Below are 25,843 nucleotides of genomic sequence, written 5' to 3'. Positions count from 1 at the left end.
ATGGTTAAAAAAGCGCCCCGACGCACCGCTGAGCGGATTCTGGAAACCACCCTGGAGCTGTTCAACCGCTTTGGTGAGCCCAACGTCTCGACCACCCTGATTTCTGCCGAGCTGGGCATCAGCCCTGGCAACCTGTATTACCACTATCCAGCCAAAGACGAGCTGATTAACTCGCTGTTTGACCGGTACGAGCGTGCGCTGAACGAACTGCTGAACGCCAGTGACAATGTCCGCGACGTGGAAGATGCCTGGTTCTTCATGCACACGCTGTTCGAGCTGATTTGGCAATACCGTTTCCTGTACCGCGATTTGAATGACTTGCTCAGCAAAAATCGCCGCCTGGAAACCCATTTTCAAAGCGTTTTGAAGAACAAGACCCGCTCCATCCGCGCGATGCTGGAGTGCATGGCGCGCACAGGATCCCTGCAAATGGACATCCGCGAGATGGAGCCCACCGCCACCAGCATGGTGGTGGTGCTGACCTATTGGCTGAGTTTTGAGTATGTGCGTGACCCGCGCAACGCCTTGGAGCCCGCCAGTGCCCAAGCAGCGCTATTGCGTGGTGGCCAACATGTGCTCAACCTCCTGGTACCGTACCTGCAAGTTCAACAACGCAACCACTTGCTGCAACTCAGCGGTGCTTACCAGGCGCCTTGATGCTGGGGGCGCTCGACTGGCAACCTTACCCGTACGTGCACCTGCGTGCGCTGGATGCCGTCAATTTACCGGCGCACTGGGCCGCACTGCACGCCGGGGACGCAGAGCCCCTGCCTTCCGACCCTGACCTATTGTCTGCATGGGCGCTGTTCCACCGCGGGGAGTTTGAGGCAGCATTTCATGCAGGTCGCTTGCTGGGTCAGGCCGGTGTCACAGTGGTCAATAAGGCTTGCCTGATCCATGCGGACTTTCTGGAACCCAGTGAAACCACCCGGCTCAAGCTGTATTGCGACACGGCGGAACGGGCACTCCGGCAGATCAACCATGATCCGTACAACCCGAACGCGCATTACTTTTATGGTTATGCACTGGGCCGCTACAGCCAAGGGACCAGCGTGGCCCAAGCCCTTGCGCAAGGGCATGGTGAAAAGATAAAAAAAGCGTTTGAAACGGCGATTACATTGCAAGCCCTGCATGCAGATGCCCACCTCGCGCTGGGCACTTTTCATGCGGAGGTGATTGACAAGGTCGGCGCGATGATCGGCAACATCACCTACGGCGCCCACCCGGACGTTGCGATTCGGCACTTTCGCGCAGGCATGGCCCTGATACCCCACGCGCCCTTGGCGCTGTCCGAATACGCGCGCGGCTTGCTGATGCTCGATTCAGAGGCCCACGAGACCGAAGCGATGGAACTTTATGCCCGCGCCGCAGCAGTCAACCCCAAAGACGCCATGGAGCACTTGGGCGTGCTGCAGGTGCAGGCGGAACTCGCAGACTGATCACTCGCCCCAGGGCAGCATCAAGGTCAATACCGACAGCTTGGCAAACTCGGGCTCGAACTGGTCAATGATTTTTTGGGGATCCGGGCACAGCGTGGCATCCGTCACGACGCCGAACTGCACACCGCCCCCGTAACTCAAAATAGAAACGCCCAAGCCGACGGACCCGCTCTGGGGCACCCAAAACAGGTTTTCCTCGATCGTTGATCCGCAGATCTTGAGCTTCTCCCGAGGTCCGGGCACATTGGTCATCACGGCCGTGGTCTTTTTGGAGAACAAGCTCAGCAAGGCATCCTGCGCCGGCTTGATCAGCAAACCCGCCACTGCTAACAAACCGAAGGCCAACAGCGGCTGCATGCTGCCTTTGAGGCCGCGCATACGGGCACGCACTTCGTACACCCGCTCTACCGGGTTATCGAGGCCGATGGGCAGCACCAAAGGCGCAAGCCCGAACTGGTTGCCCAGCTTATAAGCATGCTCAAGCGGTCGCAAATTCACCGGCACCATCACCCGGATTTCCTTGCCGCTCACGGCATCGCCCTGCTCACGCAAATAGGCACCTATGGCGCCTGCCACGCAGCTCAGCAACACATCATTGATGGAGCAATTTAAGGCCTTGCCCACGGCTTTCACCTCTTCCAGTGGAAGTGGCGCACACCACGCTACCCGCTTGGCATTGCCGGGGTGCCCCTTGAGGCGCGTGGGCGAATCATCCGGCATCAGGGCCAATGCCGCCAAGTCGCTCACGACCTGGTAGGCCATCTTCGCCATGTCGACCGAACTGTGCATGCCCGACTCCATGCCCTTTTGCGGCTCCATCAGCAAAGACATGGACTTCACCGCGCCATCCCCGGCAGCACCCAGTGCTTTCACCGCCAAATGGGTAAGGGGCTTGAGCAGCGCATCGCTCAGCCATTCTTCTGCGCCATCCATCCCTAGGGCACGTGCCGCCTTGCTGCGGCGCTGGGGCGGTGGGCTACCGCCATCCACCAGAGACTGGGTCACCGAGATCAGGGCAATGCCATCTGCAATGCAGTGGTGGATCCGCACCATCAGGGCAGAGCCGCCCTTGTAGTTCTCGACCAAATGAAATTGCCACAAGGGGCGATCTCGATCCAAAGGCTCCATCGTCAAGGCGGCAAGGCGCTCTTGCAAAGCCTCCTGCTCACGTCCGTGGGGTTTCTTCGCCAAGGTTTCGGTGACCACATGGCGATCGAGCTGAAAATCGGCGTCCTCGACCCACGTCGCCCCGGCCGCGTCTTCCACCACCCGCTGCTTGAATCGAGGGTACTTGAGCAAGCGCTCTTCGACGCGCAACTTCAGGTCCGCCAAAGGCAGGCCCGGCTTGGTCACCCACACGCCCACAATCATCATTAAGTTGGCACTGGAGTCCATGCGCAGCCAAGCGGTATCGACCTTGGACATGCGTTCACCCTGCAAGCCCAAAGTGCCTGCGACGGCATCCGCCACACTTTTCTGCACGGTGCCGGCGGCTTTGCGGGCACGGTGCGTCACACTTTTGGCCACTGGAGCGACCGGCGCTACCTTTTCAGCGATCGTGCTGCGGGCCTTGCTTGCAACCTTCTTGGCAATAACTCGGGTGACCATGGTTTCTCCGAACAGAACACGTGTGGGGGAAGCTGCCTATTCTGGGGGTAAAACGCCGCTTAAGATACGGGTCAGCCACCTGCATGCATCGGGTGTTCCCCTAGTTTCTTGCATCTCACCGAACGGAGAAAACCATGGCCGATTTGAAAGCCGCTTTTGAAGCCGCTGTTGCCAATTCCAAAAACTTGAGCGAGCGCCCTGACAACGGCACGCTCTTGAAAATCTACGCGCTTTACAAGCAAGCAACTGCCGGTGACAACACCGAGAAGAAACCCGGTTTCGCCGACATGGTGGGCCGCGCCAAGTGGGAGGCCTGGAATGGATTCAAGGGCATCAGCAACGATGACGCAATGCAACAGTACGTCGACTTGATCGAATCTTTGAGCTAATTCAGCCAGTAGCGCCCGCAGAATATGCGGGCTCTGCTATTCAAAAAGTAGCGCTCGCGCTACTTTTTTTCGCCACCGCTTTGGTGGCTGCCTTGGTCGCTGCTTTCGTAGCAGCTTTGGGCTTGAGCAGTTGATCGAGGTTTTTGACAATCTCGCCTTCGATCTTGTCTTTAAAAGCCCCCAGCAGAAAGCCCAGTTTGGCGCTGAGTTCAAACTTGGCTTCGCTCACCTGCAGCATGCCGCTCACGCCTGAGCGCTTGAAGATCACTTCATCCAAACCATCGCCCTCGACATAGGTGCACTCCATATCGAACTCCTGTTCGGCCTGTTCCGCCCACTCAAAGGCAATCTTGCGGGCAGCCTCAAAGCCCAGGCTATGTTCGCGCTGTATGTGTATGTCTGCCACGAATGCTCCTCTTGTCAGTATGCTGTAGTTGCTGCAATCGCAGTCGACCACATCATAGAACCACTGCGGACCCTGCCATGCTCTACAAATTCAAATCTAAAGTAACCAGCGACGTCATCATGCTGGAGCCCAATGGCCGGCAGCTTCTAACCATCTGGGGTCGCACGGACGAAGAGAGCCTACGCAAAGGAATACTGCTCGCCGCAGACATGCCTGCGGCCATCAGCGCCGTCGAGGAGGCGATTGCCAAAGAAGAGGCACACCGCATTCAGGCGGCGCTCGAAGCGCAAGAAAGAGGGGAAGAAGCTGCAACCCCAGAAGGGGTGAGTTTGCGTCAGCGAGCCACACCCTTGCTGGATATGGCTCGCCGCTGCCTGACAGCAGGCAAAGACATTACTTGGGGCGTTTGACCCTGCGACTGAGTCAAACGCGCCAGTGCGAGCCGCTTAGTCGGCGTAGACGCCTGCGGCCTTGATGATCGGGGTCCACTTGGCGATTTCAGCCGCCACAAACTTTTTGTGCTCAGCGGGTTCGACACGCTTGTCAGTCACTACCACTGCGCCCAGCGCTTCTTGCTTTTTGATGAACTCAGGGTCTTTCAACGCGGCCTTCAGTGCAGAGTTCAGCTTGGTCTGAATATCAGCCGGTGTGCCTTTGGGAGCATACAGGCCGTGCCAGATCGTCACTTCAAAGTTGCTCAAGCCTTGGCTTTGCAAGGTGGGCAATGCTTTGAGGGCCGCTGTGGTCAGGGGCTTGGCTGTAGTCACTGCATAAGCAGTCACTTTTTTGCCTTCAATTTGCGCAGTGGTGTTGGTCGATTGATCGCACATCAAGTCGATCTGGCCACCGATCAAGTCGGTCATGGCCGGGGCAGTACCTTTGTAAGGCACAGTGGTCATGTCCACTTTGACGGCGTTCTGGAACAGCAAGCCGCACAGGTGCGAGGCGGAGCCGACACCGGCGTTACCCAGGTTGATTTTGCCGACGTTCTGGCCGATCCAGGTGGTCAACTCTTTGTAGGACTTGGCTGGCAGGTCGGGCTTGCCGATCAAGGTCATGGGCACATCATTGACCATGCCGAGGTACTCAAAGTCAGACTCGACCTTGAAGGGCATATTGCGCAGCAAACCGGGCATAGTGCCCATCGCGATGTGATTCAACAACAAGGTGTAGCCGTCCGGTGCCGCCTTGGCCACTTTGCTGGTGCCGATGGAGCTTCCAGCGCCTGCGGAGTTGTCGATGATGATGCTGACGTCACCCAGCTGCTTGCGCAGCGATTCGCTCAGGTCACGTGCCACGCGATCGGTAGGACCACCTGCAGCAAACGGCACCACGATGGTGATGGGCTTGGCGGGGTAAGCCTGCGCGAAGGCAGATACGGTCAGCATGGCTGCGGTTGCAACGAGTAATTTTTTCATCGGTTTGTCTCCAGTTGTGGAATCTCAGTTTATCGCGCACTGTTGCGCTCTGTCATGCGGGAAGCACTCAAGTCACGGGGTCTTTCTAAGGCCCCTAGATTTGCCGGCTCCAATTTAGCGGGACTTGAAAAACCTTGTAACTGTGGTGTTCAACAGCTCGGGAAAACCCTCGGTACAGGCAACGCGGCCACAACCGTTACTGATACGTGCGGGCGTCTTCGATCACTTTGCCATCGTTGGCGAGGCTTCCCGGGCTCACGAGGCTGACGTCGCCCCGCAGCTTGGTGACATCCCGTACCGCGTCTGCCACGCGCTGGGCCAAGCCCTCGTGGGAGCCGTCGACTTCAAGAATCAAGGTCATCCGGTCATTGGCCATTTCACCGCTGACCACTAGGCGCGCCTTGCCAACCTCCGGGAAACGCTTGACCACTTCGTCGATCTGTTTGGGGTGCACGAACATGCCGCGCACTTTGGTCGTTTGGTCCGCGCGCCCCATCCAGCCCTTGATTCGGGTGTTGGTGCGCCCCGTCGGGCATGGGCCACTCAGCACGGCTGACAAATCGCCGGTGCCAAACCGTATCAGGGGGTAGTCCGGGTTCAAGCTGGTCACCACCAACTCACCCACTTCGCCCTCAGGCACTGGGTCACCGGTGCCGGGCCGGACGATCTCGACAATCACCTGCTCATCCAGCACCAAGCCTTCGCGGGCACGGGTCTCATAAGCAATCAGCCCAAGGTCCGCAGTGGCGTAGCACTGATAACCATCGACGCCATGGGCCGTGAACCAGTCGCGCAACGACGGCGGATAGGCCTCGCCACCAAACATGGCTTTGGTCACGCTGGGGAGTGCGACACCCATCTCCAAGGCCTTTTCCAGAATGATTTTCAAAAAGCTGGGAGTACCGATATAGCCGGCGGGCTGCAGCTCGGCCATCGCCTGCACCTGCTGCTCGGTCTGGCCGGTGCCCCCGGGAAACACGGTGCACCCTAGTGAATGGGCGCCGGTTTCCATCATGGAGCCGGCAGGCACAAAGTGGTAACTGAAACTGTTGTGGATCAACTCACCGGGGCGAAAGCCCGCTGCATAAATAGCGCGCGCCATGCGCCAGTAGTCAGGCGCGGTGCCTTCGGGCTCATAAATCGGACCCGGGCTTGCAAATACCCGGCGCATGGCGGCACCAAACCCAATGGTGCTGAAGCCGCCGAACACATTGCCCGCTTGCGCACGCGCCGATTGCTGCAGCGCTTGCAACTCTGACTTGCGGGTGACGGGCAAGCGCACCAGCGCCTCACGGCTCACGATGGTGCCGGCATCCACCCCTTGTAGCAGCGCCGCAAATGCCGGGCTGTGCTGTTGTGCATGGGCTACTTGCCGGGGCAGGGCTGCCATGTGGGCCGCATGGCGCTCGGCCTGCGAACGGGTTTCCAGGGCGTCGTAGGCAGGGGTCATAAGCACTCCGTCGGCATTTTTGCTATTAAATCAGTAGCTGCTTGCGCTTATTTCATGAGCGCTAGCACCATATTTCTTATAAATTTCAGGCCAGCCAACGCTTGCGACGTTTGTAGCTCTTGACGTCTTTGAAGCTCTTGCGCTCGCCGCCGCCCACCCCTAGGTAGAACTCTTTGACGTCTTCGTTGCTGCGCAAATCAGCGGCCGCGCCGTCCATCACCACACGGCCGCTTTCCATGATGTAGCCGTAATCGGCGTACTTCAGGGCCATATTGGTGTTTTGCTCGGCCAGCAGAAATGTGACCTTCTCTTTGGCGTTGAGGTCTTTCACGATCTCAAACACCTCTTCCACGATCTGTGGCGCCAGGCCCATCGAAGGCTCATCGAGCAACACCATGCTAGGGTTGGCCATCAGCGCGCGGCCAATGGCGCACATCTGCTGCTCACCGCCCGAGGTAAAGGCCGCCTGGCTGGTGCGGCGGGTCTTGAGGCGGGGGAAATAGTTGTAAACCTTCTCGAGGTTCGCCGCCACCTCAGCCTTGCTCTTGCGGGTGTAACCGCCGGTGAGAAGGTTTTCCTCGATCGTCAGGTGGGCAAAACAGTGCCGCCCTTCCATGACCTGCACCACACCGCGCTGCACCAGGTCGGCAGGGCTCAGGTTTTCGATGCGCTCGCCGCGCAGCTCAATACTGCCCTTGGTCACCGCGCCCCGCTCTCCGGCCAGCAGGTTGGAGACGGCCCGCAGCGTCGTGGTTTTGCCCGCCCCATTTCCCCCGAGGATGGCCACAATGCCGCCTTCGGGCACCTGAAGGGAAACCCCCTTGAGCACCAGAATGACGTGGTTGTAAATGACCTCAATGCCATTCACGTTGAGAACGATGTTTTTCGGTTCCATAACTCAGCCTTTTTGACCAGATGAAAGCCCCGATGCACGGCGCTTTCATCTGGAGAGTGGCATGCGGAGCAAGCCACCCTTCCAGAAACACCGCGGAACCGGCTACGCCGGGCCGCTGGTGTTACCCCTTGGAGGGGAGGACCGCTACACGCAGTGAGCGGTCAACGAGGTTGCTTTCAAGACTGGCAGTCGCTACCCGCGCGGCGTGTGAGCTTTTTCTCAGCGGCGTACTTGTCCGCTGCGGCCTTCACCATCGGCTTGATGATCTGGTCGTCGGCTTGCATCCAATCGGAGGTCCAGTCGAACGACTTGCCGTTCCAGGTGTGCACACGCGCCCACGCCGCGCCCATGTGGTCTTGGCAGCTGGTAGAAATCGGGCGCATCACGCCCTTGAAGCCCAAAGCATCCAACTTGGGTTGCGTCAGGTTCAAGTTCTCATAACCCCAGCGTGCTTGCTCTCCGGTCATGACCTTGCCCTTGCCGAAACGGTCCTGGGCTGCGCGCACGCCCTCCACAGCCAGCATGGCGCTCATCATTCCGCGCATGTAGAGCACTTGGCCGACCTCTTCTTTCGGTCCGGTACCCTGGCCCTTGCCATGGAGCTTGTCCAAGACCTCTTTGATGACAGGCGCGCCGGTTTCGGCACCGTGCTGCATCATCACTGCGTTGTAGCCCTTGGCACCTTCACCGACGTCTTTCACGTCAGGCTCTGCGCCGGCCCACCAGACGCCATACATCTTGTCGCGCGGGTAACCTGTAGCCTGTGCTTCCTTGAGAGCGGTGGAGTTCATGACGCCCCAGCCCCAGTTCAGCACGTAATCAGGACGGTTTTGACGGATTTGCAACCAGGTCGCCTTTTGCTCGACACCGGGATGAGTCACTGGCAACAAGCTCAGCGTAAAGCCGTGTGCCGCTGCGCGCTCTTGTAGCAAGGGGATCGGCTCTTTGCCGAATGGGCTGTCGTGGTAGACCAAAGCAATCTTCTTGCCTTTGAGCTTGTCGTAGCCTCCTTCTTTTTTGGCAATGTGCTGAATCAACACGTCAGCAGCCACCCAGTAGGTACCGGCCAAAGGAAAGTTCCACTTGAACACGCCACCATCAGCCGATTCACTGCGACCGTAGCCAGCCGTAATCAATGGAATCTTGTCTGCGGGAGCCTTCTCGGTCAGCGCAAAAGTGATTCCGGTCGACAGTGGCTGGAACACCGTGGCGCCCTTGCCTTTCAAACGTTCGTAGCACTCGACACCCCGGTCGGTGGCATAGCCAGTCTCACACTCTTCAAACGACACCTTCACCCCATTGAGGCCGCCGCGGGCGTTGACCAGCTTGAGGTAATCCACATAACCATTGGCAAAGGGAACGCCATTCGGCGCATAGGCACCCGTGCGATACACCAGCACAGGAAAAAATTGTTCCTTGGCCTGGGCGAAAGCTGACGAGGTACCCACCAGAGCGGACAGCCCGGCGGCAGCCACACTGGCGGCGATTGCGAGTTGACGAAGCTTCATGTTGTGTCTCCTAAGTTGGTTGAAGCGAGAGAGGAAAGCCGGACTTTCAAGAAGCGAAGATGCCTGAGCACCTCAATGCGGGAAAGGCCAAAGACGCATTTTTTGTTTTCCGATGGACCAGAGTTTGGCCAGCCCGTGCGGCTCAACAATCAAGAACCAGACGATCAAGGCACCGAACACCATGTACTCGGTGTGCGAGACCAGCGCGGTCGAAATGCTGACGCCGAACAGGTCGCCCACCGCTGGCAGGAACTGGTTCAAAAAGATAGGCAAGATCACAATGAATGCGGCCCCGAAGAAGCTCCCCATGATGGACCCCATGCCGCCGATGATCACCATGAACAACAGCTGAAAAGAGCGATCAATCGAGAAGGCTGCAGGCTCCCACGAACCCAAGTGCACAAAGCCCCAAAGTCCCCCCGCCACTCCAATGATGAATGAACTCACGGCAAATGCACTGAGCTTGGCGTACACCGGGCGAATACCGATCACCGCAGCGGCCACATCCATGTCGCGAATGGCCATCCACTCCCGCCCGATGGCCGAACGCACCAAGTTTTTGGTCATGAGGGCGAACACCACCACAAACGCCAAACACAGCAAGTATTTGTCCACCGGAGAGTCAATCGTCCAACCCAGAACAGAGAGGTTGGATACCGACACCGAGCCCGAAGCGTTGTTGTTGGTAAACCAGCTGATCCGCAGGAAAGCCCAATCACAGAAAAACTGCGCCGCCAAAGTCGCCACCGCCAAATACAAGCCTTTGACCCGCAAGCTCGGGATCCCGAAAAACATACCGACCAAAGTTGCAAAAAAGCCGCCGCTAAGCAGGGCCACGATCAAGGGAACGCCTTCGATCCGGACATAGGTGTTGTAGGCCATGTAGGCGCCCACCGCCATGAATGCGCCGGAGCCCAGGGAGATCTGCCCGCAATACCCCACCAGCACATTCACACCCAAAGCGGCCAGGGACAGGATCAAGAAGGGAATCAAGATCGCACGAAACATGTACTCGTCGACCAGCATCGGAACCACAAACACAGCGACAGCCAACAGCACCAAGAGGCCCCAACGGTCTTGCACGATGGGAAAAATCTGCTGGTCAGCGCGGTAGCTGGTTTTGAACTGACCGTTCTCTCTGTAAAACATGAAGTCGCTCCTTAGACGCGGTCAATGATTTTTTCGCCGAACAAGCCTTGTGGCCGGAACAGCAGGAATACCAGCGCCAGCACATAGGCGAACCAGATTTCGATGCCACCGCCCACCATCGGGCCGAGGTACACCTCCGATAACTTCTCTCCGACGCCGATGATCAATCCGCCAATAATCGCGCCGGGCACTGAAGTGAGCCCACCCAGAATAATCACCGGCAGGGCACGCAAAGCGACAGTCGTCAGCGAAAACTGAACACCGAGCTTGGAACCCCAGATGATCCCTGCCACCAAGGCGGTAATGCCTGCGACGCACCACACAATCACCCAGATGCGATTCAACGGTATGCCGATACTCTGTGCCGCCTGATGGTCATCTGCCACAGCGCGCAGCGCACGACCGGTGCTGGTTTTCTGGAAGAAGAGCGACAGTGCCGCAACGAGCACAGCGGCCACTACAGCGGCAATCACGTCCTCCTGATTGACCAGCACGCCACCCTCGAATACCGACTCGAACAGGAAGATCGGGTCTTTGGGCATACCCACATCGATCTTGTAAATATCGCTGCCGAAGATGGTCTGCCCTGCTCCGTCGATGAAGTAGGTAATACCTAACGTCGCCATCAGCAAGGTCACCCCTTCCTGGTTCACCAGGTGGCGCAAGACCAAGCGCTCGATAAGCCACGCCAAGACGAACATCAAAATCGCCGACACAAAGAAGGCCAGCAAATTGCCCAAGAACTTGCTCTCCAGCCCCAGCCACTGCGGTATCCACACGGAGAAACGCGCCATGGCCAGTGCTGCGAACAACACCATGGCGCCTTGCGCAAAGTTAAAGACACCGGAAGCTTTAAAAATCAGCACAAAGCCCAGCGCCACCAGGGCATACAACATGCCGGCCATGAGGCCGCCAAACAGTGTTTCAAGAAAAAAACCCATGATTCACATTCCCTTCAGTGGCTGGTGCCGAGGTAGGCACTGATCACATCGGCGTTGTTGCGCACTTCGTCGGGGGTGCCATCGCCGATTTTTTTGCCGTAGTCGAGCACCACCACACGGTCGCTGATGTCCATCACCACGCCCATGTCGTGTTCAATCAACACCACCGTCGTACCGAACTCATCGTTCACATCCAGCACGAAGCGGCACATGTCCTGTTTCTCTTCCACGTTCATGCCGGCCATGGGCTCGTCGAGTAACAGCACCTGCGGCTCCATCGCCAACGCGCGGCCTAAGTCCACCCGCTTTTGCAGGCCGTAGGGCAGTTGGCCCACCGGAGTTTTACGATAGGCCTGGATCTCCAGGAAATCGATGATGCGCTCCACCGCCTCGCGGTGTTGGATTTCCTCGCGCTCTGCGGGGCCGATGCGCAAGGCCTGCATCAGGATGTTGCTTTTGATCTTGAGGTTGCGACCGGACATGATGTTGTCCAGCACGCTCATTCCCTTGAACAAGGCCAAGTTCTGGAAGGTGCGGCCAATGCCCATGGTCGCCACTTGGTGGCTGTCCATGTGTTTGAACTGCTGGCCACGGAAGGTGATGGCGCCTTCCTGGGGGGCGTACACACCATTGATGCAATTCAACATGGAGCTTTTGCCCGCGCCGTTGGGGCCGATGATGGCGCGGATTTCGTGTTCGCGCACATCAAAGCTGATGTCGGTCAGCGCCTTCACGCCCCCGAATCGCAGGGAGATGTTTTTGACGTCAAGGATGACGTCACCTATCTTTTTTTCGCTCATGCTGCAGCCTTCACAGGGGCAAACGTTTGGGTGTCTTCGATGCGCAGCGTGGCGCTGACGCTGCCGGTGCGGCCGTCTTCAAACTTCACCACGGTCTCGATGAACTGGCTGGTCTTGCCCTCGTAGAGCGCATCGACCAACACTTGGTACTTATCAGCAATGAAGCCACGACGGACTTTGTTGGTACGGGTCAGTTCACCATCGTCGGCATCCAGCTCTTTGTGCAGCACCAGGAAGCGGCTGATCTGGCTGCCTGCGAGCAGCGCATCCGCACTCAGGTCGGCATTGACCTTTTCCACGCACTCCTTGATCAAGCCATACACCTGGGACTTTTGCGCCAGATCGGTATAGCCCGCATAGGGCAAGTTGCGGCGCTCGGCCCAGTTGCCCACAGCGTCAAAGTCGATGTTGATCAACACACACACCCGGTCGCGGCCATCGCCGTAGGCCACCACTTCCTTGATGTGCTGGAAGAACTTGAGTTTGTTCTCCACGTATTTGGGCGCAAACATGGCGCCGTCAAATGCACCGCCCTTGATGCGCCCCACGTCTTTCACGCGGTCGATGATCTTCAGGTGCCCCTGCGCATCAATAAAGCCCGCATCGCTGGTGTGGTACCAGCCGTCGGCCGTTAACACCTCGGCAGTAGCGGCCGGGTTTTTGTAGTACTCCTTGAGCAGTCCTGGCGACTTGACCAGTATTTCTCCGTTATCAGCCACCTTGATTTCCACCCCCGCGCAAGGCACACCCACGGTGTCTGCACGGGCCTGGTTGTCGGGCTGCAAGCACACAAACACCGCTGTCTCGGTCGAGCCGTACAGCTGCTTCAGGTTGATACCAATCGAGCGGTAAAAGGTAAACAGGTCGGGGCCGATCGCCTCACCAGCGGTGTAGGCCACCCGCACGCGGCTGAGGCCCAACGTATTGCGCAAAGGGCCGTAAACAAACACATTGCCCAAGGCATACAAAGCGCGGTCAACACCCGACGCCTCCAGCCCATCCATCAGGGCCGGCCCCACGCGCTTGGCCACATCCATGAAGTAATGGAACATGTTGCGCTTGATGCTGCCAGCGTCTTCCATGCGGATCATCACGCTGGTGAGCATGCCCTCAAAAACCCGGGGTGGCGCGAAATAGTAAGTCGGCCCGATTTCCTTCAGGTCGATGGTGGCAGTCGCGCTGCTTTCCGGGCAATTCACAACATAGCCGCAAGACAACCACTGCGCGTAGCTGAAGATGTTCTGGCCGATCCAGGCGGGTGGCATATAGGCCAGCACTTCTTCAGCACTGGTGAGCTTGTCAAACTCCGCGCCTGCGCGTGCCCGGTTGAGCAAGGAGTCGTGCGTATGCACCACGCCCTTGGGGTTGCCGGTGGTGCCTGAGGTGAAGAACATGGCCGCCACATCGGTGTGCATGATCTTGACCACTTCTTCGCGGAAGAACGCGGGGTGAATCGCCGCGAATGCTTTGCCGGCGGCTTGCAACTCATCCATGCCGGCCAGCCCAGGCTGGTCGTAATTGCGCAAGCCGCGCGGGTCGTCAAAGTAAATGTGCGCAAGCTGCGGGCACTGCTCGCGCACCTCCAGCAGTTTGTCGACCTGCTCCTGGTCTTCCGCAAATGCAAAGCGCACTTCGGCGTTATTGATCGGGAACACGCACTCCGGTGCGGCAGCATCTTGGTAGAGCGGAATAGGCACAGCGCCAAGGCTCTGCACGGCCAGCATGGTGGCGTACAAGCGGGGGCGGTTGGCACCCACCACCACCATGTGGTCACCACGCTGCAAACCGGCTTGGTGCAGTCCGGCAGCGAGCTGCTCCACCATCACGGCCAGGTCACCCCAGCTCAGAGATTGCCAGATGCCGTATTCCTTTTCGCGCATGGCAGCGGCCTGCGGGCGCTGACTGGCGTGTTGCAGCAACAGCTGCGGAAATGTCGTGTGCGTACCCATTGCGTGTCACCTCGTTATGGCCCGCGGTGTGCTCGATGCGGACTTTGATATGACCCGAATGGTAGGACTGCATTTGACGCCAAGTTGTCGTTTGGACGACAATTTGAGCAATTCTCGGTAGGTGTTTTCCCTTCGCTGAATGGCAACTTACACACCGTTTACTTGAAGCTTTCACGATGTCTACCTCACGCGCCGCTTCCACTACTGACGCCACGCTGCACCAGCGCCGACGCCCTCTCACACCCGCAGAGCTGGACGCAATTCCATGGCTGAATTTGCTGGCGCCTGCCGACCGGGAGCGTGCTGTGGATGACCTGCGTATTGCCGAGGCCGAGCCCGGTGAATACATGTGCCGGATGGGGCGGCCGGTGACCTACTGGTTTGGCGTGATCGACGGTCTGCTGAAGATGAGCAGCGACAACGCCGAAGGCCAGACCATGACATTCACCGGCGTACCACCCGGCGGGTGGTTCGGTGAGGGCACGGCCCTCAAGCGCGAGACCTACCGCTACAACATACAGGCCCTGCGCAAGAGTCTGGTGGCGGGGCTGCATGTAGACACTTTTCATTGGCTGTTGGACCACTCGATTGCCTTCAACCGCTTTGTGATGAACCAGCTCAACGAGCGCTTGGGCCAGTTCATTGCCGCCCGCGAAATCGACCGCATGACCAACTCCGACATCCGGGTCGCCCGCAGTCTGGCCTCGCTGTTCAACCCGGTGCTCTACCCCGGCGTCGGTGAGGTGCTGCGCATCACCCAGCAAGAACTGGCGTACTTGGCAGGCCTCTCGCGCCAGCGGGTGAATGAAGCACTCAACGCCCTCGAAGCTCAGGCCGTTATCAAAGTCGAATACGGTGGCTTGCGTGTGCTGGATTTACAGGCCCTACGCTCCAAAGTATTCACCCGGCCTTCGAATTAGCGCGCTCCCTCTAAGATACGCCACCACCACAGGGAGTCACCATGCTGACAAGCGAAGAGCTGGACGCACGCAGGCAGCACTTTCGCCTGCTGGAACGCATCAGTCTGCCGATCTGGGTGTTCGATATCGACAAGAGCCAAGTCCACTGGGCCAACGATGCCGCGCTCACCCTGTGGCGCGCGCAAAGTCAGTCTGAACTGTGCAGCCGCGACATGGGGGCGGACATGTCGGCCTCAGTGGCCAAGCGGCTCAAGCAATACCAGAGCGACTTTGTGCAGCACGGCGCCAGCTTCAGCGAGCAGTGGACCATTTACCCCGCTGGCGTGCCCATCTCCATGAATATGCAGCTCAGCGGCATCCACATGACGGACGGGCGCATGGCCATGCTCTGCGAAAGCCGCATCGTTGAACCCGACCGCCCCGAGGCGCTGCGCTCGGTAGAAGCACTGCTGCACACCGATGTGATGATCACCCTCTATGACCGGGAAGGCGGGGTCCTGTATCGCAACCCGGCTGCCCGCGAATCGGTGCCCAACCTCAACATGCGCATGGCCGAGCGGTTTCGGGACATGGAAGCGCTGGAGCGCATGCTGGCCATGCTCGAGCTGAACGGTGAAGCCACGCTGACCCTGCCCACGCTCACCACCCGCAACCTGCGCTGGCACGAGGTGTCGGTGCGCCTGTGCCGTGATGCGGTCACCGGGCGCGATGCGGTGCTGATGAGCGAAGTGGATGTGACCGCCATCAAGCACGCGCAAGACCACTCGCAGTACCTGGCGCGGCACGACCCCCTGACCGGCCTGCCCAACCGCAGCCATGTGATGCAGCGCTTTGCCGACACCTTGCGCGACATGGGAGAAGGGGCCGCCGAGGCAGCGCTGATCTACATCGACCTGGACCACTTCAAAGACATCAACGACACCCTGGGCCATGCTGCGGGCGACGCCCTGCTGGTACAAGTGGCCGAACGGCTGCGCACGATTATCCGCAGCAGCGACATGGTGGCCCGGCTGGGCGGGGATGAGTTCCTCATCCTGATGGTGGCGCACAACATCCGCGACGAGGTGGAGCGCGTGCGTCAGCGCCTGAGCAGCACCGTGGCACAGCCCATTCAACTGCATGGCACCGAAGTCATCGTCACCCCCAGTGTGGGCGTGAGCTTTTACCCCGAACACGGCCAAGAGCTGGACACCCTGCTGCGCAATGCCGACCTCGCCATGTACAGCGCCAAAGAGAGCGGCCGCAACGCGCTCAACATCTTCGAGTTACCCATGGCGCAGCGGGTGCAGCAGCGGCTGGAGCTCGAGACCGAGCTGCGCCACGCCCTGACCCGCGAAGAGTTTGAGCTGTACTACCAGCCCCGCGTGGATGTTGCGACCGGCCTGGTGCGTGGCGCCGAAGCGCTAATCCGCTGGAACCACCCGCTGCGCGGCGTCGTGGGGCCGGACGCCTTCATTCCCACCTGCGAGAGCACCGGCATGATCAATGCCCTGGGCGACTGGGTGTTTGAGCAGGCTGCGCGGCAGCAAGTGCAGTGGGCCCACGAGGGGCTGGATCTGGAAATCTCGATCAACCTGTCACCCCGCCAGTTTCGAGACCCGGATCTACTGAACCGATTCGCCCGCATCGTCACCGCCGCGGCTGCACAGCCCGCGCGCTTGGAACTGGAGCTCACTGAATCGATGTTGCTGGGCGTCGCGCCCCACACCCATGAAACGCTGGACGATTTGCGACGCATGGGCTTCTCGATCAGCGTGGACGACTTCGGCACCGGCTACTCGAACTTGGCCTATCTGAACCGTTTTCCGATCCAGGTGCTGAAGGTGGACAAAACCTTTGTGCAAGACATCGAGGCCAATCGCCCGGTGGCCGAGCTCATCGTGTCCATGTGCCGCTTGATGCAGCTCCATATCGTGGCCGAAGGGGTAGAGACTCCGGCCCAGTTGGCGTGGGTGCGGGCCCAGGGCATCGAGCAATACCAGGGCTACCTGTTTGCCAAACCCCTGCCTGCCGACGCTTTTGTGGCGCGAGCGCGGTCAGCATCGTGGAACAGCGCCCGGGAATGAGAAAATGCGAGCCATGACAAACACTACCGAACGCCCCGCCCTGCCCGATCACCTCTCTGCCGACCCGCGCAGCCCGCACCATGTGGCTGCCGTGTTTGAGCACGACATCGGCATTCGCTTTAACGACAAAGAGCGCAACGACGTCGAGGAATACTGTGTCAGCGAAGGCTGGATCAAAGTGCCCGCCGGCAAAACTGTAGACCGCAAGGGCAAACCCCTGCTGATCAAGCTTAAGGGCAAGGTCGAGGCCTTTTACAACTAAGCCCGCAGCCAGCCACTATGGCCCATGAAGACCGGGACGGGGATCCCAGCCACCAGCGCGAGACAGACAAAGAGCGCCAGCTGGAGGCCACCCGGGCCCGGTTTTCTGCCTTCAGTCGCAACCATTTGAGCGCATCCCCACCCTCCGCACCGCGCCAGACCGGCCTGATTCCGCTCATTCTGTTTTGGTGCGCGGTCATGGGTTTGCTGTACGCCGGCATGACCTACTACCTGCGCCCCCAGCAGGTCCGGATACAGGCCAACGGCGATCTGGTCATCCAGCGTGCGCTGGACGGGCATTTTTATGCGCCGGGCCGCATCCAGGGCCGGGAGGTGATGTTTCTGGTGGATACCGGGGCATCGCTGGTGACGGTGAGCGAAACCTTTGCGCGCCAAGCCCAACTCACAGGCGGCACTTCCACTGTTTTCCGCACCGCCAATGGCGACCGGCCCGGGCGCATTGTGGAGGGAATCCCCGTTCAAATCGGCCCGGTAGAGGTCAACCGGGTCAGGATCGGCATAGGCCTGTCGGTGGGCGACGACAATCAAGCCCTGCTCGGCCAATCCTTTTTATCCAAGTTTGACGTCATCCTTGGCAAAGACCAGATGGTCTTGAAACCCCGCTAACACTGGCACCCACTGCCGATTAGTAGCAAAATCTGCCTCTAGCGCTCATGGAATGTGCGCAAGCAGCTCCTAAAAACATAGCATCCGCACCATGACCGAACCCACTTCGCCCCGCCCTGTTTTGCGCCGCGCACCTCCACCGGCCGCCCATGAAGCCGCCCCCACCACGGGCGCACGACGTGCCCCGCCTCCCGCGGCCAATCGCCCTTCAGGCAACCGCGCCATTCCCCAGGGCCAGAGCAACACCGCCGCCCATGGCGCCGGCGGCACCGTGCGGCTGAACAAGCGCATGGCCGACCTCGGCATGGCGTCCCGCCGCGAAGCGGACGAGTGGATCGGTAAAGGCTGGGTCAAGGTCAACGGCAAGGTGGCCGAGATGGGTATGCAGGTGCTGCCCGATGTGCGCATCGAGATCGACAAACAGGCCCAAGGCCAGCAGGCCAACCAAGTCACCATCCTGCTCAACAAGCCGCTGGGCATCGTCAGCGGGCAGGCCGAAGACGGGCACGAGCCCGCCATCAAGCTCATCCAGCCCCAGAACCGCTGGCGTGATGACAACGCACGCTTCTTTTTCCACGGCAGCCAACTCAAGAGCCTGGTGCCCGCCGGCCGGCTGGACATTGACTCCACCGGCCTGTTGGTGCTGACCCAAGACGGCCGCGTAGCCCGCCAGCTGATCGGCGAAGACTCGGTGATGGAGAAGGAATATCTGGTACGCGTGGCCTACACAGGGGTGGCCAACCCCAGTGCCGCAAATTCGCCGGCTGCCACCTACCCCGGCTTGCCCGGCCGAGGTCAACCCCAGCAGCTGATCCGATTGGACGATGACGACCCGGTCACCAGCGATGTGCAAAGCGTGTTCCCGCCCGAGAAGCTGCAACTGCTGCGGCACGGCCTGAGCCTGGACGACCAGCGCCTGAAGCCCGCCAAGGTGGAATGGCAAAACCCCGAGCAGTTGCGCTTTGTGCTGACCGAAGGCAAGAAGCGCCAAATCCGCCGCATGTGCGAGCTGGTCGGCCTGAAGGTGGTGGGCCTGAAACGGGTGCGCGTCGGCAAGGTCATGCTGGGCAATCTGCCGGTAGGCCAGTGGCGCTACCTGCAGCCGCACGAAAAGTTTTAAACACAAGGCGCCTATGCCCACACCGCCCCGCACCAAGGTCTCTGCCAAAGCCATCGCTAAAGACCTGCGGGGTGCAGCCCAGCTGGCCACCCAGGCCACTTTGGGCGTCACGCGCATGGCCGAGGGTGTGCACCAGTCGGTGCTTGGGACCTTGGGCGCACGGGGCGACACCAGCAGTACCCAAACAGGCAGCCACCCGCAAGCCACCGGCCTGACCGGATGGGTGTACAGCGCAGTACGAAGCATCACCACCCTGGTGGGCAAATCGGCCGACACCGCCTTGCGCGCCCTCACCCCTTGGCTGGAAACCGCTGGAGCGCAGCCCCCTGAATCCCCCCAACGTGCCGCCGTCGTGGCTGCGCTCAATGGCGTGCTGGGCGACCACTTGGCCGCCACCGGCAACCCGCTGGCCATTCCAATGAGCGTGCGTTTCAACGGCGCTGTGCTGGAGCACGGCCAGATGCCGGCCCCGACAGCCGTCAACGGCAAGCTGCTTATCGTGCTGCACGGCCTGTGCATGAACGACCTGCAGTGGGAACATGCGGGAGCAGACGGCACCCCCACCAGCCACGCCGCCGCACTGGCTGCCGCCCATGGCTACACCCCTGTTTTTGTGCGCTACAACACCGGCCTGCACACCTCGGTGAATGGCGCAGGGTTGTCAGAAAAGCTCGGCGAGCTGGTGGCCTACTGGCCTGTGGCGGTAGAAAGCATCACCGTGCTGGTGCACAGCATGGGCGGGCTGGTCGCACGCAGTGCCTGCGCCACTGCCGAAGCAACCTTAGCTCCGTGGCGAGGCTTGCTCAAATCCATGGTGTTTCTCGGCACCCCCCACCACGGCGCGCCGCTGGAGCGGGCGGGCAACTGGGTCGATGTGGTCCTGGGCAGCACACCGTATTCGCGCCCTTTGGCCAAGCTGGGCCAGCTGCGCAGTGCCGGCATTACCGACCTGCGCTACGGTTTGGTCCTCGAGTCGGACTGGCTGGGCCACGACCGCTTCCGCAGCCAGCCCGACCGCCGCTCGCACATACCCCTGCCAGAGGGCGTGACCTGCTACACCGTGGCCGCCACCGTAGCCAAACCGCGCAGCCTGCTGGCCGAGCGCCTGGTGGGCGACGGTTTGGTGCCCTTGCACAGCGCCCTGGGCCGGCACGACGATGCCGCCCGCACACTGCACTTCCCCAAAAACCGCCAAGCCGTGGTGTACCGCCTCAACCACATGGAATTGCTCAGCAGCCCTGTAGTGCGCGAACTGTTGGTGGAGTGGCTGGCCCCCTCTTGAAAGCGGCGCCCTCGCCCATAATTGAAGGTTGCCCGTGCCGAGAGCGAAATGTCTAGCGGCGCACATCGCTTTTTTGAGACTCAGAGACTGAACTATGACCAAGCAAACCATGAATTTCCAGGCCGAAGTAGCCCAGCTGCTGCACCTGGTGACGCACTCCCTGTACTCCAACAAAGAGATTTTCCTGCGCGAGTTGATCTCCAACGCCTCTGACGCCTGCGACAAGCTGCGCTTTGAAGCGATCAACAACAGCGGCCTGTACGAAAACGACTCCGAGCTGAAGGTCAAGGTCACCTTTGACAAGGACGCCAAGACGCTCACCATCAACGACAACGGCATTGGCTTGTCGATGCAAGAAGCTATCGACAACCTAGGCACGATTGCCAAGAGCGGCACCAAAGACTTTGTGAGCAAGCTCAGCGGCGACCAAAAGGCCGACAGCAACCTGATCGGCCAGTTCGGCGTGGGCTTTTACTCCGGCTTTATCGTGGCCGACAAAATCACCGTGGAATCCCGCCGCGCAGGCCTGAAGGCCGATGAGGCGGTGCGCTGGACAAGCGCGAGTGTTAACGACGGCGGCGCCAGCGGTGGCGGTGCGTTTGAGGTGGAAGCCATCACCCGGGAAGCCCGCGGTACCAGCGTCATCCTGCACCTGCGTAAAGACGCGATGGACTACGCCCAGGCTTGGAAGGTCAAGGGCATCATCAACAAGTACTCCGACCACATCAGCCTGCCCATCTTGATGGAAAAGGAAGAGTGGAAAGACGGCGAGCTAATCAACCCTTCGGACGAAAACGATGGCCGCCAGCCCGGTGGCATGGTCAAGACCGGCGAGTGGGAAACCGTCAACAAGGCCAACGCCATCTGGAGCCGCGCCAAGAAGGACGTCACCCAAGAGCAATACGACGACTTCTACAAACAGATCAGCCACGACTTTGAAGCCCCCCTGGCCCACACCCACAACCGGGTGGAAGGCAGCACCGAATACACCCAGCTGCTGTACATCCCCGGCAAAGCGCCCATGGACCTGTACAACCGCGACCACAAGGCCGGTTTGAAGCTGTATGTGAAGCGCGTGTTCATCATGGACGACGCAGAAGCCCTGTTGCCCAGCTACCTGCGTTTTGTGAAAGGCGTGGTGGATTCCGCCGACCTACCCTTGAACGTGAGCCGTGAGCTGCTGCAAGAGAGCCGCGACGTGAAAGCCATCCGCGATGGCAACACCAAGCGTGTGCTCTCCATGCTGGAAACCCTGGCTAAGAACGACAAGCTGCCTGAAACCGCTGATGGCGTGACTGACGTCCTTAGCGCTGAAGAAAAGGCCGAGCAAGAAGCCAACCTGGGCAAGTACACCAAGTTCTATGCCGAGTTCGGCGCGGTGCTCAAAGAAGGTCTGGGCGAAGACTTCGGCAACAAAGACCGTCTGGCCAAGCTGCTGCGCTTTGCATCCACTACCAGCGACACCGCCAGCGTAAGCCTGGCGGACTACAAGGCGCGCATGAAAGAAGGCCAAGAGGCCATCTACTACATCACCGCCGACACCTTGGCCGCCGCCAAGAACAGCCCGCAGCTCGAAGTGTTCAAGAAAAAGGGCATCGAAGTACTCTTGATGACCGACCGTGTGGACGAGTGGGCCCTGAACTACCTGCACGACTTTGACGGCACGCCCATGCAAAGCGTGGCCAAGGGCGCGGTGGACCTCGGCAAGCTGCAAGACGAGTCTGAAAAGAAAGCCGCTGAAGAGGCTGCTGAAGCCTTCAAACCGGTGCTCGCCAAGCTGAAAGAAGCACTCAAAGACAAAGCCGACGACGTGCGTGTGACCAGCCGCCTGGTCGACAGCCCCGCCTGCTTGGTGGTGCAAGACCACGGCATGAGCACCCAGTTGGCACGCATGCTCAAGCAAGCCGGCCAGAGCGCGCCCGAAGTGAAACCGGTGTTGGAAGTAAACGCCGATCACCCGCTCGTGAAGAAGCTGGACGGCTCGGTGCATTTCCATGACCTGGCCCACATCTTGTTCGATCAGGCCTTGCTGGCCGAAGGTGGCCTACCAGCCGACCCTGCCGAGTACGTCAAGCGGGTGAATGCGCTGCTGGTGTAACCATAAGGGCAATTAGAGGCAAAATGAGCCTCTAGCCCTCATAAAATATGCGCATAAAGCTATTATTTTTATAGCAAATTGCACCAATAAAAGCCTTGCCGTCGAAAGACTGGCAGGGCTTTTTGCTTAAAGGGGTGTTGCAAGCCGGTCCACGCTCAGTGATGACCCTAGCCGCGGCGGGAATCACTTGGAGCTATGCTGATGCTCGTTGTTGCCCTCTAAAATATTGCGCATCTATGAACAAGACATCTGCAGCCCTCGCGTGCTGCATCAGTGCGTTGATGCCATGGGCATCGGCTTGCGCCGAAGACATTACCTAGCTGAGTGCCGACTTCCCGCCTTTGGCAACGTTCGACAAAGACGCCAAGCACATCGGCTACATGAACCTGCTGCTGAAGCAGGTGCAACAAGCACTGCCGCAGCATCGCATCCAAGAAGAAGTACTGCCTTGGCCACGGGTCCTGTTTGTTGCCAAAAACGGCGGCGCCTACTGCTCGGCCATGGCAGCTCAGACGCCGGAGCGCGAGTCCTATTTGCGTTTTACCGCACCTTATGGCTTTGTGTACCCGGTCGGGTTGGTCATCAGGGCCAAAGACCAGGACCAGTTCAAGCGCTTTCTGAACAAAGAGGGCGAAGTCCGCTTGCGAGACCTCTTGGAGCAAAACGACCTGAGTGCGGGGGTCGCGGGTAGCAGGACCTACGGCACCAAGCTGGATGACATGCTCAGGCCCTTGGTGCAATCCAACGCACGCCCGATCATTCAGGTGAGTCAGGACAATTCGACCAAATCGTTGATCACCATGCTGCAAAAGCACCGGTTTGATTACACGATCGCATACCACAGCGAGGTTGCTTACTACGACAGCGCATCCTCCAAACTGCATTTCTATCCGATTGCAGAAAACAGCGACTTGCTAGCCGGTCGCTTTAGCTGCACCAAGAGCCCGCAAACCGACCAGACATTTGCCGAGCTCAACCGACTGGCAAGCTCATATCGCAACAACCCCGCACTGACTGCCTCCTATGAGCGATGGTTGCCGGCCTATCTGGTCAAGCCCTACCGGCAACGGCTGGCCAGCCAATTGAACAGCTCAGCACGCTGACAGGCCGGCGCTATCATCGGCCCCTCATTTCCAGCACTGCCATTGGCAGCCCCACTCTGTGGACACACATCTTTTGAGCAAATCGGATATCCGCCACCGCATATGGCAGGAGTTGCAGCGTGCAGTTGTGGACCGGCACCACGAATGGCGCACGCCCGTGCTAGCCACCCTGGGGGTGGATGGTGCGCCGCAAGCACGCACAGTCGTGTTGCGTCACGCCGATTCGGGGCGGGCCGTGTTGCACATCTACACCGACAGTCGCAGCCCCAAAGTCGCCGAGCTGGAGGCTGCCCCCCAGGTGAGCCTAGTGTTCTGGAGCAAGCGGCTGAGCTGGCAGCTCCGCATGCGGGCGCAAGCCACCGTGCAGCGTAGCGGCCCGGAGGTGGATGCGGTGTGGGCACGCATCAGCACCTCCGCAGCCGCGGGAGACTACCTGTCGGCTCAGGCACCCGGCGCAGTGCTGGATACAGCAGCCGAAGGACACTCCAAGGGCGTCAGCGGGCCCCACCACCTCGCACTTATCAAGCTGCAGGTGCTTGAAATCGACTGGCTCGAGCTCGCAAGAAGCGGCCACCGCCGCGCGAGCCTGACCCAGACCGGTTGGACTTGGCGGGTTCCGTAAACCCGCGTCACAAACAAGGCCTGCAGGATTGCGCTAAAACTGGGGTGGCCAGCATGTTCTGGCGCTCTCGAGCACCCCATGTCCGCAGCGACCCGCCCCTCTTCTCCAACCTCACCACCGACTCTTGAGCAGCCGGCCGCGCAGCCCGCTGAACGCTCATGCGCCGGACTCACCGTCATGTTTGATGGCTCCTGCCCTTTATGTCGCCGTGAGATTGGGCTCTACCAATCGTTGGACTCTTTGCAGCCGGTGCAGTGGCTGGATGTGAGCGAGGTGCACAGCGGCTTAGAGCCTGCAGAGCAGGCGCGATTGCTGGCTCGATTTCATGTGCGGCAAGCAGACGGGCGCATGCTCAGCGGGGCCGCTGCATTTGTTTCGTTGTGGTTAGCCATGCCGGGCTGGCGTTGGCTGGGGCGGTTCGGACAACTGCCTGGGGTAACACCGGTGCTCGAATGGTCTTATGTCCACTTTTTGCGTTTCAGGCCTCGGTTGCAAGAATGGATGCGTGCCGCCGAACTGGCGCATCTACCCGCTGATATGGTGGGCGACCTCCGCTCGGACCACGCGGGCGAGACCGGCGCGGTCGCGGTATACCGCGGCATGTTGTGGGCCACTCGTCACACCGACATCCGAGAGTTCGCACAGCGGCACCTGCAAACAGAACAAGAGCACCTCGAAGTCATGAACGCCCTGTTGCCGCCCCTGCGACGCAGCTGGCTCTTGCCTCTGTGGCGGGCTGCGGGGTTTGTTGCAGGCGCCGTGCCAGCGCTTGTAAGCCCCCCTGCGACGTATGCCACTGTGGCGGCAATTGAAACCTTTGTCGACAAGCACTACCAAGACCAACTGGACCGGATTGCCGGCCGACCCGAAGCCGCCACGCTGCTGCGGCTCTTAAGCGATTGCCGCAATGATGAGCGCGAGCACCTCGAGGAGGCCAGCAACCGGCTGGTCACTCCGCCGGGCTGGTTTGTGCGCGTGTGGTGCAAAGCCATAGGGGCCGGCTCGGTCGTCGGCGTATGGCTAGCGCGGCGTATCTAGTCAGAGGGTGAGTCGCCCGGTTACTGCCCAAGCACCGTTGCGCCGCCCGAGCACCACCGCCTCGCCGGATGAAGATACCACGCCGGTAATGGCGGTGATATTGACTTGGTGGGTCACCACCACCAAGAGGCCCTTGCCGTTCCATGCGTTGAGCAAGGCTGCTGCTGCCTGCGTTTGGGCTGGGGCAGCATCCGGCTCACCAAAAAATGAATTAAATGCCGCTTGGTCCACCCGCTTACCCGGAAACGCCAGATTCGCGGTTTCCCGGGTCCGGCACCATTGCGATGACCAGACCGCCTCAACAGGCACCGGCAGCTGACGGAAAAACTTGCCGATCCGTCTCGCCTGAGCCCGCCCCTCATCATTGAGATTGCGCTGGGTGCTGCAGTCATTCAACACGAATTGCGCGGGGTCGCCCCCACCGGGGGCCAAAGCATGACGGATCAGCACCACGCTGCCGGGCTTCAGCTCTGCTTCGGCACCGCTGGCATTCACGGCAGCCGCAGCAAATGCCGCGGACCACCCGAGCGACACCAGGAAAAGGCCACGAAACAACGACTGACGAATTTTCATAGAGCTATTTTTTCAGAGCCGCTCGCCGAAAGCCTACCTGCCTGCAAAAACCCCTCCAAGTGAGGGCATCGGCAGTCAGCGCATTCGCAATGCTCAGACAAAATGGGGTACAACTTCGTGGCCGCTCCTGTAGCGCGACAGGGGCCCCTTGGTTAAAGCCAGGTAGCCCTAGCCGGATACT

At 59.9% G+C, this 25,843-nt stretch carries 25 protein-coding genes; 14 read left to right on the top strand and 11 right to left on the bottom strand.

Going from position 1 to position 25,843, the window contains the following annotated elements:
- Together U5L73_RS04465 and U5L73_RS04460 are read left to right on the top strand one after the other, a co-directional pair.
- A complete protein-coding gene (locus U5L73_RS04465; RefSeq protein WP_313875023.1) occupies positions 1–657 on the top strand; it encodes a TetR/AcrR family transcriptional regulator in 657 nt (218 codons plus the stop codon).
- Entirely contained in the window at positions 657–1,439 is a 783-nt protein-coding gene (locus U5L73_RS04460) for a hypothetical protein (RefSeq protein ID WP_322561215.1), read from the top strand. The genes U5L73_RS04465 and U5L73_RS04460 overlap by 1 nt, the downstream gene beginning before the upstream one ends.
- Here the strand turns inward: U5L73_RS04460 and U5L73_RS04455 are convergent, their stop codons facing one another.
- Positions 1,440–3,047: a wax ester/triacylglycerol synthase family O-acyltransferase gene (locus U5L73_RS04455; RefSeq protein WP_322561214.1), complete on the bottom strand. Its 1,608-nt coding sequence runs from the start codon at positions 3,045–3,047 to the stop codon at positions 1,440–1,442.
- A 134-nt stretch (positions 3,048–3,181) separates the two neighbouring features.
- Between U5L73_RS04455 and U5L73_RS04450 the strand changes: the two genes are divergently transcribed.
- Positions 3,182–3,436 (top strand): acyl-CoA-binding protein, encoded by a 255-nt coding sequence (locus tag U5L73_RS04450; RefSeq protein WP_322561213.1) that lies wholly within the window; start codon positions 3,182–3,184, stop codon positions 3,434–3,436.
- Between the two features lie 40 nt (positions 3,437–3,476).
- On the opposite strand, the gene U5L73_RS04445 is transcribed toward U5L73_RS04450, so the two are convergent.
- Entirely contained in the window at positions 3,477–3,842 is a 366-nt protein-coding gene (locus U5L73_RS04445) for a polyhydroxyalkanoic acid system family protein (protein WP_322561212.1), read from the bottom strand.
- 77 nt (positions 3,843–3,919) lie between these two features.
- Here U5L73_RS04445 and U5L73_RS04440 point away from each other — a divergent pair, with 77 nt between their 5' ends.
- Entirely contained in the window at positions 3,920–4,252 is a 333-nt protein-coding gene (locus U5L73_RS04440) for a DUF1840 domain-containing protein (RefSeq protein ID WP_322561211.1), read from the top strand.
- Between the two features lie 36 nt (positions 4,253–4,288).
- Here the strand turns inward: U5L73_RS04440 and U5L73_RS04435 are convergent, their stop codons facing one another.
- From U5L73_RS04435 to U5L73_RS04400, 8 genes are all read right to left on the bottom strand, one after another.
- On the bottom strand, positions 4,289–5,260 hold the full coding sequence (locus U5L73_RS04435) for a tripartite tricarboxylate transporter substrate-binding protein (RefSeq protein ID WP_322561210.1): 972 nt from the start codon (positions 5,258–5,260) through the stop codon (positions 4,289–4,291).
- 196 nt (positions 5,261–5,456) lie between these two features.
- Positions 5,457–6,710, bottom strand: coding sequence for a phenylacetate--CoA ligase family protein (locus U5L73_RS04430; protein ID WP_322561209.1), 1,254 nt, complete (start codon positions 6,708–6,710; stop codon positions 5,457–5,459).
- Positions 6,711–6,795: 85 nt separating this feature from the next.
- The gene (locus tag U5L73_RS04425) at positions 6,796–7,605 is read right to left on the bottom strand and encodes an ABC transporter ATP-binding protein (protein WP_322561208.1); all 810 of its coding nucleotides are present in this window, start codon (positions 7,603–7,605) and stop codon (positions 6,796–6,798) included.
- Positions 7,606–7,781: 176 nt separating this feature from the next.
- Positions 7,782–9,113: an ABC transporter substrate-binding protein gene (locus U5L73_RS04420; protein WP_322561207.1), complete on the bottom strand. Its 1,332-nt coding sequence runs from the start codon at positions 9,111–9,113 to the stop codon at positions 7,782–7,784.
- Between the two features lie 72 nt (positions 9,114–9,185).
- The gene (locus U5L73_RS04415; protein WP_322561206.1) at positions 9,186–10,262 is read right to left on the bottom strand and encodes a branched-chain amino acid ABC transporter permease; all 1,077 of its coding nucleotides are present in this window, start codon (positions 10,260–10,262) and stop codon (positions 9,186–9,188) included.
- Positions 10,263–10,273: 11 nt separating this feature from the next.
- Positions 10,274–11,203 carry a branched-chain amino acid ABC transporter permease gene (locus tag U5L73_RS04410; protein WP_313875014.1) on the bottom strand — a complete coding sequence of 310 codons (930 nt, stop codon included), beginning with the start codon at positions 11,201–11,203 and terminating at the stop codon, positions 10,274–10,276.
- 14 nt (positions 11,204–11,217) lie between these two features.
- Entirely contained in the window at positions 11,218–12,003 is a 786-nt protein-coding gene (locus tag U5L73_RS04405) for an ABC transporter ATP-binding protein (protein ID WP_313875013.1), read from the bottom strand.
- The gene (locus tag U5L73_RS04400) at positions 12,000–13,952 is read right to left on the bottom strand and encodes an AMP-dependent synthetase/ligase (RefSeq protein ID WP_322561205.1); all 1,953 of its coding nucleotides are present in this window, start codon (positions 13,950–13,952) and stop codon (positions 12,000–12,002) included. Before U5L73_RS04400 ends, U5L73_RS04405 begins: the two co-directional genes overlap by 4 nt.
- A 176-nt stretch (positions 13,953–14,128) precedes the next feature.
- On the opposite strand from U5L73_RS04400, the gene U5L73_RS04395 reads away from it, so the two are divergent.
- The 10 genes from U5L73_RS04395 to U5L73_RS04350 all read left to right on the top strand — a co-directional run bounded on the left by U5L73_RS04395 (position 14,129) and on the right by U5L73_RS04350 (position 25,089).
- The gene (locus U5L73_RS04395) at positions 14,129–14,872 is read left to right on the top strand and encodes a Crp/Fnr family transcriptional regulator (protein WP_322561204.1); all 744 of its coding nucleotides are present in this window, start codon (positions 14,129–14,131) and stop codon (positions 14,870–14,872) included.
- 41 nt (positions 14,873–14,913) lie between these two features.
- A complete protein-coding gene (locus tag U5L73_RS04390; protein WP_322561203.1) occupies positions 14,914–16,938 on the top strand; it encodes a putative bifunctional diguanylate cyclase/phosphodiesterase in 2,025 nt (674 codons plus the stop codon).
- Positions 16,939–16,951: 13 nt separating this feature from the next.
- Positions 16,952–17,200: a DUF3297 family protein gene (locus U5L73_RS04385; RefSeq protein ID WP_322561202.1), complete on the top strand. Its 249-nt coding sequence runs from the start codon at positions 16,952–16,954 to the stop codon at positions 17,198–17,200.
- Positions 17,201–17,217: 17 nt separating this feature from the next.
- A complete protein-coding gene (locus U5L73_RS04380) occupies positions 17,218–17,826 on the top strand; it encodes a retropepsin-like aspartic protease (protein WP_322561201.1) in 609 nt (202 codons plus the stop codon).
- 289 nt (positions 17,827–18,115) lie between these two features.
- Positions 18,116–18,946, top strand: a complete 831-nt coding sequence (locus tag U5L73_RS04375; RefSeq protein WP_416221277.1) for a pseudouridine synthase — start codon at positions 18,116–18,118, stop codon at positions 18,944–18,946.
- Between the two features lie 13 nt (positions 18,947–18,959).
- Positions 18,960–20,228 carry an alpha/beta hydrolase gene (locus tag U5L73_RS04370; protein ID WP_322561199.1) on the top strand — a complete coding sequence of 423 codons (1,269 nt, stop codon included), beginning with the start codon at positions 18,960–18,962 and terminating at the stop codon, positions 20,226–20,228.
- 94 nt (positions 20,229–20,322) lie between these two features.
- Positions 20,323–22,326 carry a molecular chaperone HtpG gene (gene htpG, locus U5L73_RS04365; protein ID WP_322561198.1) on the top strand — a complete coding sequence of 668 codons (2,004 nt, stop codon included), beginning with the start codon at positions 20,323–20,325 and terminating at the stop codon, positions 22,324–22,326.
- Positions 22,327–22,646: 320 nt separating this feature from the next.
- The gene (locus tag U5L73_RS04360; protein WP_322561924.1) at positions 22,647–23,429 is read left to right on the top strand and encodes a transporter substrate-binding domain-containing protein; all 783 of its coding nucleotides are present in this window, start codon (positions 22,647–22,649) and stop codon (positions 23,427–23,429) included.
- A gap of 58 nt (positions 23,430–23,487) precedes the next feature.
- A complete protein-coding gene (locus tag U5L73_RS04355) occupies positions 23,488–24,051 on the top strand; it encodes a pyridoxamine 5'-phosphate oxidase family protein (RefSeq protein WP_322561197.1) in 564 nt (187 codons plus the stop codon).
- Positions 24,052–24,228: 177 nt separating this feature from the next.
- Entirely contained in the window at positions 24,229–25,089 is an 861-nt protein-coding gene (locus U5L73_RS04350) for a demethoxyubiquinone hydroxylase family protein (protein WP_322561196.1), read from the top strand.
- On the opposite strand, the gene U5L73_RS04345 is transcribed toward U5L73_RS04350, so the two are convergent.
- The gene (locus U5L73_RS04345) at positions 25,090–25,662 is read right to left on the bottom strand and encodes a histidine phosphatase family protein (protein ID WP_322561195.1); all 573 of its coding nucleotides are present in this window, start codon (positions 25,660–25,662) and stop codon (positions 25,090–25,092) included.
- Positions 25,663–25,843: the final 181 nt, after the last annotated feature.

Source organism: Rhodoferax sp., from assembly GCF_034520025.1.
GTDB lineage: Bacteria > Pseudomonadota > Gammaproteobacteria > Burkholderiales > Burkholderiaceae_C > Allorhodoferax.
The sequence above is the reverse complement of the archived record's forward strand: the minus strand, read 5'-3'. Positions and strand labels throughout refer to the sequence as shown.